The sequence below is a fragment of the Paenibacillus sp. HWE-109 genome (assembly GCF_022163125.1).
Lineage (GTDB): Bacteria > Bacillota > Bacilli > Paenibacillales > NBRC-103111 > Paenibacillus_E.
Map to the genome: position 1 here is coordinate 8,544,393 of NZ_CP091881.1, position 18,603 is coordinate 8,562,995.

The 18,603-nt window shown below is 42.9% G+C and carries 8 protein-coding genes; all 8 read left to right on the top strand.

The features are described from left to right. Positions 1 to 16 precede the first annotated feature (16 nt). The gene (locus LOZ80_RS36910) at positions 17 to 3,148 is read left to right on the top strand and encodes a golvesin C-terminal-like domain-containing protein (RefSeq protein WP_238169140.1); all 3,132 of its coding nucleotides are present in this window, start codon (positions 17 to 19) and stop codon (positions 3,146 to 3,148) included. Positions 3,149 to 3,454: 306 nt separating this feature from the next. Next, the gene (locus LOZ80_RS36915; protein WP_238169141.1) at positions 3,455 to 4,420 is read left to right on the top strand and encodes an ABC transporter permease; all 966 of its coding nucleotides are present in this window, start codon (positions 3,455 to 3,457) and stop codon (positions 4,418 to 4,420) included. Between the two features lie 14 nt (positions 4,421 to 4,434). After that, complete coding sequence (locus LOZ80_RS36920) at positions 4,435 to 5,310, top strand: carbohydrate ABC transporter permease (protein WP_238169142.1); 876 nt, start codon at positions 4,435 to 4,437, stop codon at positions 5,308 to 5,310. A 73-nt stretch (positions 5,311 to 5,383) separates the two neighbouring features. Next, positions 5,384 to 6,949, top strand: a complete 1,566-nt coding sequence (locus tag LOZ80_RS36925; protein ID WP_238169143.1) for an ABC transporter substrate-binding protein — start codon at positions 5,384 to 5,386, stop codon at positions 6,947 to 6,949. Between the two features lie 132 nt (positions 6,950 to 7,081). Next, positions 7,082 to 9,475, top strand: coding sequence for a helix-turn-helix domain-containing protein (locus LOZ80_RS36930; protein WP_238169144.1), 2,394 nt, complete (start codon positions 7,082 to 7,084; stop codon positions 9,473 to 9,475). 237 nt (positions 9,476 to 9,712) lie between these two features. Continuing rightward, entirely contained in the window at positions 9,713 to 12,910 is a 3,198-nt protein-coding gene (locus LOZ80_RS36935) for a glycosyl hydrolase family 95 catalytic domain-containing protein (protein ID WP_238169145.1), read from the top strand. Positions 12,911 to 13,905: 995 nt separating this feature from the next. Continuing rightward, on the top strand, positions 13,906 to 16,263 hold the full coding sequence (locus LOZ80_RS36940; protein ID WP_238169146.1) for an RICIN domain-containing protein: 2,358 nt from the start codon (positions 13,906 to 13,908) through the stop codon (positions 16,261 to 16,263). A 91-nt stretch (positions 16,264 to 16,354) separates the two neighbouring features. Further along, complete coding sequence (locus tag LOZ80_RS36945) at positions 16,355 to 18,592, top strand: alpha-L-fucosidase (protein WP_238169147.1); 2,238 nt, start codon at positions 16,355 to 16,357, stop codon at positions 18,590 to 18,592. Positions 18,593 to 18,603: the final 11 nt, after the last annotated feature.

Here is an 18,603-nt window from a genome sequence, read left to right on the forward strand (position 1 = left end):
GAAAGAAGGGGAAATAATGAGCAATATCAAGGGAATATGTAAATTGAGCAGCTTGTTCGTTTTTATATTTTTGGTTGCGCTTACAAACTGGGGTTTTATCACTCCGGAAGCAAAGGCAGCAGGTACGAATTATTATGTGGCTACTAATGGAAATGATAGCTGGAATGGCACTTCTCCCACTTTCGTATCGGGTACGACAGGACCTTTTAAAACCATACAAAAAGCAGCAAGTCTGATGCAGCCGGGTGATACTTGTATAATCCGGGGAGGCACCTATCCGGAGGAAGTCATTCCTGCTAATTCAGGAACGTCGGAAAATAGGATAATATTCAAGCCATACCCAGGAGAAAGCGTAACTATTTCAGGTACTGATAGGGTTGACTCGGCATCATGGATACAACATTCGGGTTCCATTTACAAGAAGCAGATTACGATGGATTTAGGAGACAGGAATCAAGTATTCATAGGTGGAAATATGGCTCAGCTTGCAAGGTGGCCGAATACAAGTTCAGATCTTTGGAACCCGACTTGGGCTGCATTTGATGAAGTCGGCTCAAATTATGTAAAGGATGCGGATTTAATACCGACTGATGGGTATTACACAGGTGCAACTATTACTTATATGCCGACTGATAATTTTATTTCAAATTCTAAGATTATTACAAGCTATACAGGTGGGAAACTTTATGCAAGTAGTAGTTACGGTTATACCAAGAAAGGCCAACCTTATTATCTTACGAATAAGCTGGAATTGCTGGATACTCAAAATGAATGGTTTTATGATAGCGGCACGACAACACTTTATATGTGGTTTCCTGGAGGGAATCCCTTAAGCGATACTGTATCCGTTAAAAAACGTATTTGGGGTTTTAACTTAACAAATAAGTCATATATTACGGTGCAGGGTTTGAACTTTTTCGGCACAGCAGCAACAACAGAAGGCGGAACCGGTAATGTTTTTGACGGTATAAATGCAACCTATGTAGATCATTATGATTCCAATACAAACGGTTGGGCTTCACATAGGGATGATTCTGGCTTTGTCCTCGGCGGAAGTTACAATGAGATAAAGAATAGTACCATTGCATGGAGTCATTCCAATGGTGTAACTATTTTTGGCAACAATAACAGGCTAGTTAATAATCTTATTCATGACTGTAATTATGGGATCAATGACACTGCGCCAATCAGGGTATTTGGCGACAGCCATCTCGTAAGCTACAATACAGCATTTAACAGTTCAAGGGGTATCATCCTTTTAAAGAACGGGATTTCGAAGAGTATCATCGAGCACAATCATCTATATAATGCCGGCTTGCTTTCCACAGACCTTGGAATTATCTATGCGGTAGCAACAGATGGTCAGAATACCGAAATTCGATACAATATTTTACATGATAACTTTTCTCATACAAAGCCTAATGGTATTTATCTGGATAACGGTTCTTCCAATTTTATCGTACATCATAATTTAGTCTATGGAATCGATAGTCCAACGGGAATAGGGACTAATATCAATGGTCCTACCAATTTTAATCTTCTATACAATAATACATTCCCCAAAGGCAGCGAAATTGGCGGGGGCTCTTCAACTATCTTTGTAAATGACATGTACGGTACATGGTCAGTAAATAATATTTTAAATGACAGTTCCTCGTACGCCGAGACATCGCATACCAATTATACAGGGAGCAACGCAGGCTTTGCAGGAGCTAATGATTTTCACCTTGCGGCGAATTCACCGAATATTGATGCCGGCGAAGTTATTGATGGGATTACTAATGGATATGTTGGCAGTAAGCCGGATATAGGAGCTTTTGAATATGGCGCCCCTAGCTGGAAGGCCGGTCATGATTTTACAAACCCTCCAAACCCAACATTTTCAAAGATTTACCCCTTGCACAGAAATCGTACGTATAATTCGGGTTTTGAGGTTACTAATCTTATTCCATGGACAAGAACATATGCAAAGACTGCTGCTGCAGAATATTCCTATTCGCATCAAACATCAAATGCCAATGCAAGGACCGGGTTCTACGGATTAAAACTTGAAACCGTACAGGATGGCGTAGAGCAGATCATTAAAGGGCTAACGCCAAACACAACCTATGACCTGAGCGGATGGGCGAAGGTAACTGATTCCTCAGAAGTCAGAATAGGGGTAAAGGACTATGGCGGAAATGACGTGTATAGTTCATCTACCGGTTCTACATGGAAGAGAGTGGATGTAAGATTTACGACAGGTCCTCAAAATACAACGGCTACGATATATGGATACAAGACGAGTGGCAGTAATTATGCTTATATAGATGACTTTGGAGTCGTTTATTCGCCAGAGCAGCCTAAAGAGATCATCGTTGATAATACCCAGGCCGAAGCTACAGGCGCATGGGCGAGTTCAACCTACTATCCTAACTTCTATGGAGCAGATTATGTAACCTCACCAAGTGGCGGTTCAGGTGCAGATAAGATGAAATGGAAGCCTAAGCTGAGTGTGGCAGGAAACTATAAGGTGTATATTTGGTTGCCAAATGGAAATGAATTTCGGGCTACTAATGCACCATTTAAAGTATCCTATAGCGGAGGCTTGCAGACCTATTATATAGATCAGAGACCTACTGGCGGAAGCTGGGTTTTGCTGGGTACTCATTATTTCGAAGCCGGGCAAACAGGATATGTTGAGTTAACTAATCAAGCAAATGGACAATATGTTGTTGCCGATGCTGTGAAATTTGAAAAAGTCGATTCCGTCTTTGAGCTTGAAGATCTTGTGACAGTAGCATCAGGTGCTACTGAATCGGATATTGCAGATGTGAATTGCAGCAATGGAAAATGTAATAACCTGAATGCAACGGCAGTTGGTAATTCTGTCACCTATGCTGTTTATGCGAGCCAGCCTGGAACCTATAATGTCAAGGTAAGACTCAAGAGAGACAGTGGGAGTGGTACTTTCCAGTTGTCAATTGATGGAGTAAATTTGGGCGTGCCTGTAGACGTATACAATCTAGTACCAAGTTATCAGGAGTATGACATGGGGCAGATCACATTTGCTACTGCTGGAAATAAGATTTTTAGATTCACAGTAGCTGGGAAAAATCTAATCAGTACCGGTTATAAGCTTATGCCAGATTATATGAAGCTGAAATAATGACCGAAAAAATATGGCGTTTACTCCCGAAATGTGGGGGGAAACGCCGTGTTTTTTGTTATGAACCCCAAAAATGATCATTGGAAAAATCTTCAATCCTAAATACTATTGGAAAAGGCTTGCATAAACGGTTCGATCCCCTGGATTCTATAGAAATCGCTCGTTTTTACACACCGAAATATAGAAAAACAACATACTTGATGTTTAGAAATGACAGGTACAGAAGCTATGATAAAGTCACACCAAAAAACAACCTGCGAGTGCAGCAGGCCAGCGAGGGTAAATACGAAACGAGGAGTGTTTTACATGGAGAGAGTACCTGCAACTTTAAAAGCCAGAGGAGGCCCTACGGCGCATAAACTTCCTGCAGTTTGGAAGAAGCTCAGGCAGACTCATCAGTTGCTAGTTTTAGCTTTGCCTGCTTGCATCTTTGTTCTTGTTTTCAACTACATTCCCTTATACGGACTGATAGTCGCCTTTAAAAATTACAATTACAGGGACGGTATCCTCCATAGTCCATGGAACGGTTTTGAAAATTTTAAATTCATCTTTACTTCCAGCGATGCTTGGGTCATTACTCGAAACACGCTGCTCTACAACGTGGCTTTCATAATATCAACATTAATAGTATCCGTTATTCTTGCACTCCTCTTGAATCAAGTATCGAAAAAGTTTATCAAGTTCCATCAAACGGCGTTATTTTTCCCTTATTTTATCTCATTCGTGATCGTGAGTTATGTATGCCTTGCTTTTCTGGATATGAGTCACGGGTTTCTAAACACGATATTATCCTGGTTCGGTAAGGAGCCTGTTCTTTGGTATAACGAATCCCAATATTGGCCTTACATTTTAATATTGGTTAATTTATGGAAAAATGCGGGTTATTACGCCATTATCTATTACACGGCTATTATATCCATTGATTCTGAGTATTTTGAAGCGGCAGAAATGGATGGCGCAAACATTTGGCAGCAGATATGGTCAATTACCCTCCCTTTGCTGAAGCCTTTAATGATTCTGCTCGTGCTGCTTCAAGTAAGCCGTATTTTCTTTGGGAATTTCGACCTGTTTTATAACGTTACGATGAACTCAACGCTCCTTTATCCAACGACAGATATCATTGATACGTTTGTGTTTAGAGCTTTGAGAGTCAACGGGGATATTGGCATGGCATCGGCCGCCGGTTTTTATCAATCTTTTGTTGGTCTCATTATAATTTTGCTTACAAATTTCGTCATTCGAAGGGTTAGTAAAGAAAACGCCCTGTTCTAAGGAGGTTCTTTTCAATGATAATCAAATCGCGCATGGGTCTCTTCCTGATCCACATTGTCTTGTTGTTATCGTCGATTGCCTGCATCATTCCAATTGTACTTGTTCTCGCTGCTTCATTTACGAGTGAAAATACGATACTTACCAAAGGATATTCCTTATTTCCAAGCGAGATCACCTTGGAAGCGTATCGATTCATTTTTGAAAATCCTAAACAAATTATTAATTCCTATGTGGTTACGATCTTTGTAACCGTAACTGGCACTTTGCTGAGCATCATGATCACAGCCATGGTTGCTTATGTGATCGGTAGAAAAGATTTCTTTTTAGCGAATAAAATTTCATTTTTCATCTTTTTTACGCTCTTGTTCAGCGGCGGTTTGGTGCCATGGTATATTCTCATATCGCGGATTTTGCATTTGAAGGATACGCCGTTCGCATTAATATTGCCCTATGTCGTAACCCCTTTTCTAGTCTTGTTAATGAAAGGATTTATGTCGACGATCCCATTCGCATTAATTGAATCGGCGAAAATGGATGGCGCAAGCGAATATCGCGTATTTTTCTCCATTATTATACCTATTAGCAAATCCGGATTAGCAACAATAGCCTTGTTCTCCGTACTGATCTATTGGAACGATTATTGGCTAAGTTTATTGTTTATTGACACTGGCAAGTATGTCAGTCTGCAACTTCTGCTTTATCGAATCATGTCTAACATTGATTTTTTAAACAGCGCGCTGTCCGTAGCGAATACTTCAAATATTGTTTTGCCAAGTCAATCGGCTCGTTTTGCGCTGGCGGTCGTTGCTGCAGGTCCCATGTTATTCATTTTTCCTTTTTTTCAACGATTTTTTGTCAAAGGAATTACAGTCGGATCCATTAAAGGCTAGATGCTTAACGTTGGTTTGACACCGTAAGGTTTCAAATAAAAGTGGACTTTATTAGTTAGGGGAGGATAAACAAATGAAAAACATGAAAAAAGCGTTTGGAAGCGTATTCTCAATCGTATGTGCAGTATCCTTAATTAGCGGATGTAGCAACGGAACAACGGAGGGGCCAACCGCTGCGGTTTCGCCAGCTGAGAGTTCGAAAAGCGGGGCAGAGGCGTCTAGTCCTGCTAAGCTGGCTCCTGTGAATCTAACCATCTACAGAGTCGGCACACCGCAACCGGATGAAAAAGCTGTTGTCGATGCCATGAACAAGATTACCAAAGAAAAAATCAATACGACAATCACATTGAACACCATTGATTGGGGCAACTTCGACGACAAGATGAAGGTGATTATTTCTGCAGGCGAGGATTGGGATTTAACGTATACGGCTTCATGGACAAATAATTTTTATAACAATGTTGCGAAGGGCGCTTTCCTGCCGTTAGACGATCTTCTTAATAAATATGGTACGCATATCAAGGAAACAATTCCAGCGCAATTTTTTGATGGGGCACGTGTGAATGGCAAACTATATGGCATAACAAGTTATCAGATTATGGCGACAATGAAAGGGTTTTCAATTAAAAAGGATTTAGCCGATAAGTACAAGCTGGATAAAACAAAGATCAAATCATTGCGTGATTTGGAACCATTTCTGGAAAATGTGAAGCAAAATGAGCCTGGCATTGTGCCTACGTCGAGCGGTGCATCGGTTTCCACAGAGTTTCTTTCAAGAATGGATACCGGACTCATGTATGACACCGTTACGGGCGATACGACCAATCCGCTAGTAATTAATGTGAAAAATAATGATTTTAAAATTAAGAACTTGTATGAACTTCCGGAAACGATAGAACTGGCCAAAATGAATCGAGAATGGTACAACAAAGGATATATTCGCAAAGACGCAGCTACGATTAAAGATTATAAAGCGGAACAAAAAACGGGGAAATATGGGATGTTCCTAGCGGGAGCGGTGAAGCCTGGCAATGAAGGCGATACAAAAGGATGGGCAGGATTTGATGTAACCGATGTTCAACTAAGTCCGTCTTACGTTTCCAATACGAGTTTAATTTCATCTCTGTCAGCGATTAACCAAAACTCCAAAAATCCTGAACGCGCGATGATGTATCTAGATCTATTGTTCGCTGATAAAGAATTATATCAGTTATTATGTGTAGGCATGGAAGGCAAGCATTACAAGAAAGTGGATGACAGAACGATTGAATCCTTGCCAAATGGCGGATATAATCCGGGGACGGACTGGGAACTGGGGAGTCAGTTTAATATGTTCCTTCGTCCAGGACAGCCTAGAGATGTGTGGGAGCAAACGAATAAAGTGAACAAAGAAGCGATTGTTTCCCCATTAATCGGCTTTGTTTTGAATCGTGATCCCATTAAAACGGAGATGGCCCAAATCGATGCGATTATTAAACAGTACAACAGCGTAACGAATTCGCTACTGAATTTTGGATCTGCCGATCCGGAGAAAACCATGACTGAAATTAACGATAAACTGAAGAAAGCAGGATTGGATAAAGTTACTGCGGAAGCTCAAAAACAACTGGACGAATGGCGCAAGGTAAATAAAAAGTAAGAGTTAAATGACCGCTCATAGCTTATACAAGCTATTGAGCGGTTACTTTTCCATAAAGTGGAATATTCTTTTCAACTTAATTAATTTGCTATATGATGGACGTACAAGGGATATGTTGGGGGGTTATCGCTCGTGAGCCAGATAAAACTGCCTCGGTCTATGTTTATTCGTATGTTTACTTCATTCACCCTTATATTTATCTGTATCTTACTGGCGCTTTCCTATATCTTATACACTAATTTCCAAAAAATTGGCGTGAACTTCGTTTCTGACGCTAATTCGAAGGCACTGTCGCAAATCAGCTACAGTGCAACATATTTGAATGAAGCTTCGAAGACATTTGCCATTTCTTTATTGACCAATAATCGGGTACAGTCGGTTATGTACAATGCAAATAATGATTATGAAGATATTCAAGAGGCATTGGAGGATGTTTCCAAGTTGAAAAACGCGAATCAATTCGTTCATTCCGTCTATGTTTTTAATGGAACGAGCAACCAATTGTATTCGACTTGGCTTCAATCCAGTAATACCAAGGATTCTTTTTTTGATCAAGGCTTAGTTTCTATCATTGATCAGAAGAAGCAGGTAACAAGAGGGAAGTTTTACCCTGTATTGAGAAAAATCCCTGTCTTTGTTTCGGCTGATGGAAAAGATATTGACAGCAATCAGAAGATGAGTGTCTTGACTTATATTTTCTATGAATATGAGGATACAGCAGATCGCGTAAAAGGCGCCATTATTGTTAACGTGAAAGTGGATTATTTGAAAGATTTAATTCAATCTCTCTCCTCTAACGGAAAAAATCAAGGAAGTACATGGATACTAGAAGAGAACGAACAACTGATTCTAGGCAACATGGAGCAATTATCGGCGGAGGAGAAAGCGGCTGTTCTCAAACCCATCCAAGAGAGCGGCAAAGGTAAGGAAGCTTTTTTTACAACAACAATTCAAGGAAAGAAACATTTGATCACTTATGTAACATCTGATGCTTTGAATTGGAAATTCATTCATATTGTTCCTTATTCGATTATTTTTCATGATATGGAGCGGCTTGGTTGGATTACGTTAGCCTTTTGTTTAGTGATTTTGATTCCAGGGATATTCATTGTATTTTATGTATCCAAACGTTTGTATTCTCCTATTCGCGGGTTGGTGGGTAAAGTTTCGGAGTTGCACCGTTCTCCGTCTTTGGTTGGAAATGAGGATGATATTGGCTACTTAAGCGATATCATTTCAAAAACCATTCAGCAGAACGAATTATTAATGAGTGACAATAAGATCGCGTTTTTTTCTCAAAAAAAGGAATTTATGCGAAGACTGGTCGGCAATTCTTTGGATGATAACCCTGCTGACCTACAATCCCGTTTTGATCAGTTTAACATCGGCCTGCTGGCTGATAAGCGCCATTTTGCCGTTATTTTTATGATTGACCGTTATGAGCAATTTATAAGAACTTACAGCGCTGCAGATCAACAACTCTTCCGTTATGCGATCGGGAATGCAGCGGAAGAAATAGCGTCGCGTTCCACGAATAATTGTGCGGTTGATTTGGGAGATGAAGTTGTCTTCATTCTGGAAGCTTCTGAAGAATCCTATGAGAAACAGCTTCGAGATATTAGTCTTATCATTGCGGAACTTCAAAACTGGGTCCAAAGCAATCTAAAACTTTCGATGACAGGCGTAATCGGGTATTCGGTTAAACAACTTCAGGATATATCTATTTCTTATCAAGAAGCCGTTCAGTTTAGCAAGTACAGGTTCATTTTCGGACAAGGATCGATCATCTCATCGGATAAGTTAAAACACATGAAAACGGACGACTTCCGGCCGCCGCTCCAGTTGGAAAAAACATTTGACGAACTTCTTGTTTATGGAAAATATGAGGAAGCGATTCAAGCCTATGAACAGATTGTCGCCTACTTGAATCATTATTCCTACGATATTGTCATTAGTTACTTATATTATTTGGCATTTAATATTTATAAGCGGATCAAAGAAATTGAATTGAATGGATTAGCAACGTTCAATATCCAATATAGTACTTTTGTTCGAATGATCAGTAGAATGGAAACGATTGGAGAGATCAACGCTGAGTTCCATGTGCTTATTCGTCAAATCGCCGAAAGTATGATGGATTCCAAGGTAAACCGAAATCAGCAGATTGTAAGTAAAGTCATTGGAATCATAGAATCCAATTATATGGATAAATCGTTATGTCAGGATAGTATTGCTTTATTATTGAACCTTTCCAAGTATCACTTGGGTAAAATATTTCGCAATGTTCACGGTAAAGCCATTGCTGAATGGTTGATGGATTATCGATTGAGTATCGCAGCAGAACTTATTACAAGGCCAAATACCAATGTGGCTGAGATTTTGGATTTAATTGGTTGGGAGAATCAAAATTATTTCTATAAAATGTTTAAGACGAAGTATGGGGTTACGACGTCAGAATACAAGTTGCGGAATACGACAAGTGAGAACAAGGTGTATGATAACGGATATAGAGAAGACCGCCGATGATAACAAATTGGCGGTTTTTTCATGTTAGCCTTTTAGATAGAAGTTCGAAATTTTTCGAAAAAATGCTTAAATATGTAGAATTTGCTAATGGTTTTATAGAAATCACTTGTTTTTAATGTTTACATGAAATATGAAATGCTATACGTTGGGGCTGGGAGGTGAATGTAAGGGCTTACATATAAGGAGGCTAGTTGGATATGCAATGGGATACCCAACAAAAAATCAAGGAGGAATGTTATGAAGAAAGTAAAAGCAGGTTTAATAAGCATGCTAGTAAGTTCTCTTCTTGTAACAAGCTTAGTTTCAGTAGGGACATCTAATCAAGCTTATGCAAATGTGGGAAGTACGGCACTGCCTGTCCAGAAAACAGGCAATTGGGATGATTTGAAAATCAATTGGACAACGCCTGCCAGCGGGACAGATTATACCGGAACGCCGGTCGGGAATGGTTACTTCGGCGCGAAAGTTTCAGGCGGTGTTGCGACTGAAATTCTGCAACTTAATGATAAAACGTTTCATTCCGGCGAACCTTTTAATCATACGGATCCAAGTCGTAAAGTAGCTCTGGACGCTACAAGAAGCTTGCTTGCTCAAGCGGATACTGCCACATCTGTCACCTATCGCGAAGAGAAATTAAAGCAAGCTGATACGGCAGCAAAAGGGATGTGGGGATCGGTGCAAATGTCCAACTTCCTGCCAATTGGCAAAATCGTCCTGGATGTGCCGAACACAGCAGGATATACGAATTACAATCGGGAGCTACATCTGGATAAAGCTACTGTGACAACCAAGTATAAAGTGGGAAGCACGACATATACGCGTGAGGTATTTGCCAGCTACGCTGATCGCGTTATGGTTGTTCGAATGACCAATGACGGCGGCCAGCCCATGAGTATGACGGCCAAGATGACACTGCCGGCGGAAATGAACACACACGGAACGGTTTCTTCATCGGGTAATGAAATCCAGATGACAGGAACAGCCCCTTACAACGAGGACGCAAACACGTGGGCAAACGGGAGAGGCATGACGTTCGATGCTCGTCTTCGTGCCAGAACGACGGGAGGAACGGTAACAGCAACCGGAGGGAATTTAAACATTTCAGGTGCTTCGGTCATTGAACTACTGTATGCCGACGCGACAAGTTACAAAGATCCGTTTACCAATCCGAATCCAAGCCAAGGCGGCATTAATCCCACTCCAATCGTAACGGGGATTATGAACGCGGCGTTTGCCAAAACCTATAGCCAGCTCCTAAGTGCCCACCAGACTGATTATCGGAGCTTGTTTCGTAGGTTATGGACAGAAGTTGACGGGAATACAGGCGTTGCCAGAGCTAATGTTATCACCTATCAGTATGCCCGTTACGTTTCCATTTGCACTTCCAGAGCAAATACATTCGACCGTCCGCACAACCAGCAGGGAATGTGGAATTACAAGTGGAAGCCAAGCTCGTGGGGAGCGCATTTTTTTAATGAAAATGTAGAGAAGATGTATGCATTGATAGAGACAGGGAATCTTGCTGAAAATGGCGATCCGCTCTGGAAGTATATTAAAAACTTGGCTGTAAACGGGGCGAAAAACGCGCAAGCTGATTTTGGCTTTGACGGGTGGTTTGTACCCCACTCATCCGATGTTTGGGCAAAATCAGAACTTAGTGCAGGGGACAATGAATGGGCAATTTGGCCTACGGGCGGCATGTGGCTCATGTTTAATGTGTATGACCATTATCGGTTCACACAGGACAAGTCCTTTCTTCAAGATACAGCTTTCCCTCTTATGAAGGGTTCCGCAGAATTTGCATTGGATTTACTTGTTGCAAATAAGGATGGCTATCTGGTTACATCGCCTTCTACTTCGCCCGAAGCGAAGTATGTATTGTCGGATGGAACAAAGATTGCTGTCAGTCAAGGTTCGACGATCGATATGACAGTCATTCGAGAGTTGTTTGAAAATGTCCTTGAAGCGGGGAGTATATTGGAAACAGATTCTCCTGCGGATGTTGATTTGTTGAATCGTATTCGAACGGCTTTGCCGAAGCTGCTTCCTTATCAAATTGGAACTGGCGGTCAAATTAAAGAGTGGAATAATGATTACGCGAACGTAGATCCAAGTCACCGTCATGCCTCCCATTTAATTGGCGTTGGTTTTCTTGACCAGATCACGAAGAGAGTTACTCCTAATTTATTTCAAGCAGCTAAAGTTTCGCTAACCATGCGCGGATCGGGTGGATATCACCCGGATGACTCGTTCATGTGGGCACGGCTTAACGATGGGAATAAAGCCGCTTCCCGAGCAACCATTTATCCAACAGATAGTTCGGTGAACGAATGGCAATTAAAAAACGCGTATTATCCAGAACTCTTTGTGCAAAGTCATACCGGAGAAATTGAACTTCTCCCTTCACTGCCCTCAGCTTGGACGAGTGGCGAAATTACAGGCGTGAAAGCGAGAGGCGGGTATGAGCTCAGCATCAAATGGGCAAACGGGCAGCTTGTATCCGCTCAAATCGATTCCCCGACTGGTACGGTACCTGTAATTCGGTACGGCAATCAGCTGTTGAATCCGTTTACCGATTCGCGAATTACGTTTGTTCGCGGAAATACACAATCCGCATTCAATCAAATTGAAGCAGAGAACTACGACAGCCAGTCAGGGGTCCAGCTTGAGAGCGCCTCAGATAAAGGTACGGGTTATGATCTCACATCAATTGATAATAACGACTATACGGTCTACAACAATGTTGATTTTGGAAGCGGTGCCGTATCATTCTACGCCAGAGTTGCGAGCAATGGACCTGGAGGGACCATCGAGATTCGCTTAGGGAGTCCGACAGGTGCGCTGGCAGGCACTTGTACAGTTCCGTCTACTTCAGGTTGGCAAGTTTGGCAAACAGTTAGTTGCGGAGTAACGGGTGTCACGGGCGTGCAGAACGTATACCTCGTTTACAAAGGAACTGGCGGTCCTCTTTTTCATCTGAACTGGTTCCAATTTAGCCAGTCTGCTATGGTTGGCGGCGTGTATAAACTCATTAATACGGGGAGCGGTAACCTTGCCATGGATGTGAAAGGAAATGCAACGGCGAATGGGACACCAGTCATTGTGTCACCAGATAATGGCGCTGCAAGCGAGCAATGGAATGTTAGCGACAATGGCGATGGCACGTTCAGGCTCCTTGGTATTCAAAGCGGCAAAGCGTTGGATGTAGCCGGAGCCTATACGGTTGATAACTCCTATACCATTGTATGGCCTTATGACGGCTCACCGAACAAAAGGTGGAAATTTAACGCTAATGCGGATGGCACCTACTCCATTGTTGGTGTCCAAAGCAACAAACCGTTAGATACGCTTCTAAGCGGCACAGATTATAGGGTGGTTATTAAGACAGCGAACGGTGCGGCAAGTCAGAAGTGGAGACTGGTCAAATTGCAGTAATGATCATGAGTTTAAGGGTGCCCTCAGGGCACCCCTTTGTTTTAAAATCATTCATTCAAATTTTCGGGAAAAGTGCTTAATTGTGAAGATTTTGTTGATAGATTTATAGAAATCACCTTTTTTTTGATGTTTACATGAAAAAGCAGATGGCATATGTTGGGGCAAGGAGGTGAAAGGAAACAATGAAAATTCATTTTCTTGGGACGGCTGCGTCTGAAGGCTTTCCGAATGTATTTTGTAGTTGTGAGGCGTGCCTCACTGCTCGAAAGCTTGGTGGAAAAAACATTCGTACGAGAGCTTCCGTTATGATACGGGATGGTTTCCAGAGGATACTTGGGCATGGCTTAGCGGCAAGAAGGTTGATATGGCGATACTTGACTGCACGCATGAAAAGACAGGAATTAAACAGAAGAGCTACCATATGAACGCGGATACAATTCTGGACGTGCACGATATATTCGTTAAGGAGCGAATCCTTCATGATGCTGGTCGAATCTACGTTACACACTTCACCCATAATTCCGCTCTATTGCATGAAGATTGGGAAAGTATATTTGAACCTCAAGGGATATGTGTTGCGTATGACGGGCTCACTGTTCATTGCTAGGTTTAAGGAGAATCCACATGAATTTACTACATCCGAAGATCGACTTAGATAAATCAACGTCCCGTCACGATTATTGTCGTTACCGCGCGACACGCTTAAGCCGCTTGGATATAAGGTGATTAAGTTTTCTTATGTATCATAAAATGAAGAAGACCGCCGATGATAACAAATTGGCGGTTTTTTCATGTTAGCCTTTTAGATAGAAGTTCGAAATTTTTCGAAAAAATGCTTAAATATGTAGAATTTGCTAATGGTTTTATAGAAATCGCTCTCTTTTGATGTTTACTTGAAATAAAAGATGGAATATGTTGGGCGAGGGAGGTGAATGTAAGGGCTTACAATTTCGAGTGCAATCGCATGTCATAATAAAGATGGAGGAAGTAATTTAATGGGAGAAATCAGGAAAAGCACGCAGTTGGGAGCCGGCATTGCGGCAAGCTTGTTGTGTGCGTTGGTTTCACCACTATTCGGAACGGAGGGAAAAGCGAGCGCAGCCACGGCTGGCATTATCTCTGGAGAGACCTACACGATTATGGCCAAACATAGCGGCTTTGCTGTAGGCGTATCAGGGGCAAACAATACCTTGGAAGGCTCTTCGGTAATTCGAGGATCGGATGCCAGCATGGACGAAGCAAAATGGGAAATCACGAATCTCGATGGCAATTACTATAAAGTTATCAACAAGAACAGCGGCAAAGCCTTAAGTGTTAAAGACGCTTCATCTGCGAATCAAGCCGGCATTGTTCAAAATGCGTACACATCCGGGAGTGTGGCAAATGATGAGTGGTTGCTAACGGACGAAGGAGCGGGATATTATCGGCTGATTAACCGAAAAAGCGGTAAAGCGCTTAATATTCCAGGGGCGAGTCAAAAAGCTGGGACTGCGCTTAATCAATTGGAGATTGAACCTAGCGATACGCAGAAATTTATGATCAAACAAGTGCCTGCTCCGACTTATAAATTTGTTGTCGTCCATTCAGGAATGGCGATGGATGTGGCGGGAAGCAGTTGGAGCGATGGCGCGCGGGTTATTCAATATCCTTATGTAGGCTCGCCCAATCAGCTATGGAACGTAGTTAAATTAGACGGAGGATATGTCAAGATTATGAACCGAAGCAGCGGTAAAACGCTTGCCGTTGAAGGCGGTTCTACGTCCAATGGAGCCCAAATTATCCAGAAGTCTTACACGGCGGGGGATACGGCTGATGATGAATGGCAGTTGGCTGACCTAGGCGGCGGGCATTATCAGGTCTTGAACCGCAATAGCGGCAAGGAGATCCGTATACCCGGCGCATCGACAACGAGTGCAACCCAATTTATTCAGTCTACCGTAGATGACGGAGATCACTCCAAACTTCAAGTCATCTTGGTTCCGAATGGCGAAACAGGGATCATACTGCCTAATTTCTTCACGACTGATATGGTGCTGCAACAGGGCAAAAACCATGTGATTTGGGGAAAAGGAATTGCTGGGACAACACTTACCGTTAAATTGACAAATGGAACTTCTCTATCACAAAAGAACACAGTGGTTGACGCTAACGGAAATTGGATGACTTCATTACCCCCGCTGCCTGCAGGAGGGCCATACACGCTTACAATTCAAAGCCGCGGCTATGGGAAGACGATTGCCGACGTATATGTGGGCGATGTATTCGTGCTTGCAGGGCAGTCCAACATGGAGTGGAGTTATGCCGATTCCCTGTTTAAGTCATACATCCCTCCCCTTCCGACAAACCCAATGATTAAACACTTCCAGCTAGCTCAAATTGATGCCAGCGAAACTCGTTTCAATGTGCCGTTTAGAGACAGCAGCAGTTCGTGGTTAACCTTATCGGAGAATAATAACAAGAACTTTTCTCAGGTCGGCCTATTTTTTGCCGAACAAATGCTGCAAGCAAACCCGAATGTCCCCATCGGGCTTATATCCACTGCCTGGGGTGGCACCGAAATAACGCGCTGGATTCGCAGCGCGCCGGAGAACAACACGCCGAATTACAAGGCAAATAACGGAACCATTTATAATAACCATATAGCCCCGATAACCAAGTATAATATTGCCGGGGTGTTGTGGTATCAAGGGGAGAGTGACTACCAGCAAGAGCGAGAAGTCATGTACAAGGAAGCCTTCCCTACGTTAATCGATGATTGGCGGAACCAATGGGGCCAAGCGGACCTGCCCTTCTTCTACACGCAGTTGGCACGTCATAGCAGAGCGGATTTCATGGCTGTGCGTGAAGCTCAACGTCTTACGTTGAAGAGTGTAACGAATCCGTCTAAAATCGGCATGGTCGTTACATTGGATACCGATCAAGGTATAGCTACCGACGTTCATCCGCCCGGCAAAGATATGATCGGCAAGCGGCTGTCTTTAATGGCAAAGAATATGATTCTAGGTCAGTCCTCGGCCGTGTTCACAGGCCCGTTATTCAAGAACGTAACCATAAACGGCAACAAAATGATCGTTGAATTTGAAGCAAACTCACTCGGCGGCGGCCTCATGGTCAAGGACGTATATGGACAAGCGAGCAGCGGCGCGCTGCGAGAATTCGAGATTGCGGGTTCGGATGGGATCTTTACATCGGCCACAGCGGTAATCAATCTTTCAAACAACACCGTCGAAGTAACATCCGCTTCCGTTCCATCCCCGGTGTATGTGCGTTATGCGTACAGTAGAGTACCTCAGAATCCTAACCTGTTCAATCAGGCGGGACTTCCGGCCAGTCCGTTTACAACGAAGCATTAATGAAATTAGCCTATTAATCGTATATCTAGCCAAGTTGTCAAAGTGTGCTGATTCGCAGCGAACGTAATTCTAATATAAGGGAGATGTATGGATGAAGCCATTTAAGAAGGTATTGGCCTTATCAACCTCAATTGTATTATCCTGCAGTTTACTCGCGCCATTAGGAGCTCATGCAGCAACCACTTATCAGCCCACATGGGAATCTGTTGATCAGCATAGGGCCGCCCCGGAATGGTTTCAAGATGCTAAGTTTGGCATCTACTATCATTGGGGCGTGTTCAGCGTCCCTGCCTATGTTAATGAATGGTATCCCCGTAATATGTACGTACAAAATGGTAAAGAATACAACAATCATGTTAGTTTGTACGGAACCCCATCTTCGTGGCCTTATCACAATTTTATCAATGGCGCACAGGATAAGAATGGGAATTGGGTTGAGTTCGCTCCCAAGTTGAAATCAGCTGGAGGTCAATTTGATCCTAACGAATGGGCGCAATTGTTCGTTGACGCGGGAGCAAAGTTTGCTGGTCCTGTTGCTGAACATCACGATGGTTATTCGATGTGGGATAGTTCTGTAAATGAATGGAATTCGGTGGACAAGGGACCCCACTTGGATCTCCTTGGAACCTTTGCAACCGCTATCCGCAACAAGAATTTGAAGCTGTTGACAGCGTTGCATCATGCTTATAACAGCAACGGTTACTTTCAATACGCTCCCGCACAATCCGACCCAAGTTTGATGAAACTATACGGTCAACTGCCGAAATTGCAGGAGGATCAACTGTGGTACGATAAACTGAAAGAAGTTATCGATACTTATCAGCCTGATATTCTTTGGCAGGATTTTGCCTTGACGAAGATTGATGAAGCGCAGCGTCTCAAGTTCCTATCGTACTACTATAACAAAGCAATTGACTGGGGCAAAGAAGTTGTCGCAACCTATAAAACGAGCGGCGGATTCAACTTGAAAGGTGAAGTTGTCGACTATGAAAGAGGCGGGCCGGCAGATTTAACTTCTAATTACTGGTTAACAGACGATAGCGTCGGCGGTTGGAGTTATACGCCTGGCATGAGCTACTATTCGGCACCTGCTTTGCTTCACTCTCTCATCGATCGTGTAAGTAAAAATGGCAACTTGCTGCTTAATATTGCACCGATGGCAGACGGAACAATTCCACAGGAGCAAAAAAATATTTTGCTTGGGATGGGGGATTGGTTGAAACGGTTTGGAGAAAGCATTTACTCGACGCGCGCATGGACGGAGTATGGCGAAGGTCCAACGCAGCTTGGCGGAGCGCTTCATTCAAAGCCCGTTGTTGGGACGGAAACGGATATTCGTTTCACTCGAAACAAAAACAACAACACGTTATATGCCATCGTTCTGAGATGGCCGGGGAATGGCGCTAATTTGAACATAAGCACACTTAATTCTAATCAGATTAATTTGAACACGCTTTCAAAAGTGCAATTGCTAGGAGATACCGCTGGTACCTATATTAATTTGCCTAATAGAGTCCAAAATCAGGAAGGTTTGAAAATTACGATGCCGGCAAGCAAGCCATTCACTGCAAGCGCCTATGTGGTAAAACTAACGTTCACAGGAAATATTCCAGATTTGCATCAGGTGTCGGGTCCAACTTTTTACAAGCATGTGCAATATGAAGGTAATCGAATTCCTCTCTCTTTGGGCAACTACACAAAATCAAGTTTGCAAGCAGCCGGAATTGAAGATAATAGCATTTCCTCTATCCTAGTGCCGTCAGGTTACAAGGTAACAGCCTACGCAGACGACAATTACGGCGGGACTTCCTGGACTTTTGCAAGCAACAATAACAATCTCAAAGACACTAGCAATAACGATTTGATTACTTCGCTCAAGATATCCTTAGATTCAAATGCATACTTCAAACTTGCGAATCGCACGACAGATCTGGTGCTCGATGGAGGAGGGAGTGTGGCTTCAGGTTCGAATGTGAGGGAAAATGTGTGGAACAGCAGTAATGATTCTCAATGGAAGTTCGTCGATCTCGGTACGGGCTATTTCCAGATTCTTAACCGGACAAATGGTCTGGCACTGGACGGTGCAGGTACCGGGGCGGCACCAGGCACGAATACGAAAGAAACCACGTGGGCAGGCAGCGAGAATCAACAGTGGCAATTGACGGATCTAGGAGACGGATTCTATACAATTGCTAATCGCGCCAATGGTTTAGTCCTAACAAGCAGTGGCAACTTTAAAGGGGAGTTTATCCCTCCCGTATATGTAAGCAGGCTCTTGACTTGGGAGGGGAGTTCACATCAGCAGTGGAAGGTCGTGAAAGTCAATTAAAATGATAATCG

Coding starts and splice junctions, on each gene's coding strand:
- LOZ80_RS36925 (WP_238169143.1), top strand. CDS start 5,384: ATGAAAAACATGAAAAAAGCGTTTGGAAGCGTATTCTCAATCGTATGT.
- LOZ80_RS36940 (WP_238169146.1), top strand. CDS start 13,906: ATGGGAGAAATCAGGAAAAGCACGCAGTTGGGAGCCGGCATTGCGGCA.
- LOZ80_RS36920 (WP_238169142.1), top strand. CDS start 4,435: ATGATAATCAAATCGCGCATGGGTCTCTTCCTGATCCACATTGTCTTG.
- LOZ80_RS36945 (WP_238169147.1), top strand. CDS start 16,355: ATGAAGCCATTTAAGAAGGTATTGGCCTTATCAACCTCAATTGTATTA.
- LOZ80_RS36915 (WP_238169141.1), top strand. CDS start 3,455: ATGGAGAGAGTACCTGCAACTTTAAAAGCCAGAGGAGGCCCTACGGCG.
- LOZ80_RS36935 (WP_238169145.1), top strand. CDS start 9,713: ATGAAGAAAGTAAAAGCAGGTTTAATAAGCATGCTAGTAAGTTCTCTT.
- LOZ80_RS36910 (WP_238169140.1), top strand. CDS start 17: ATGAGCAATATCAAGGGAATATGTAAATTGAGCAGCTTGTTCGTTTTT.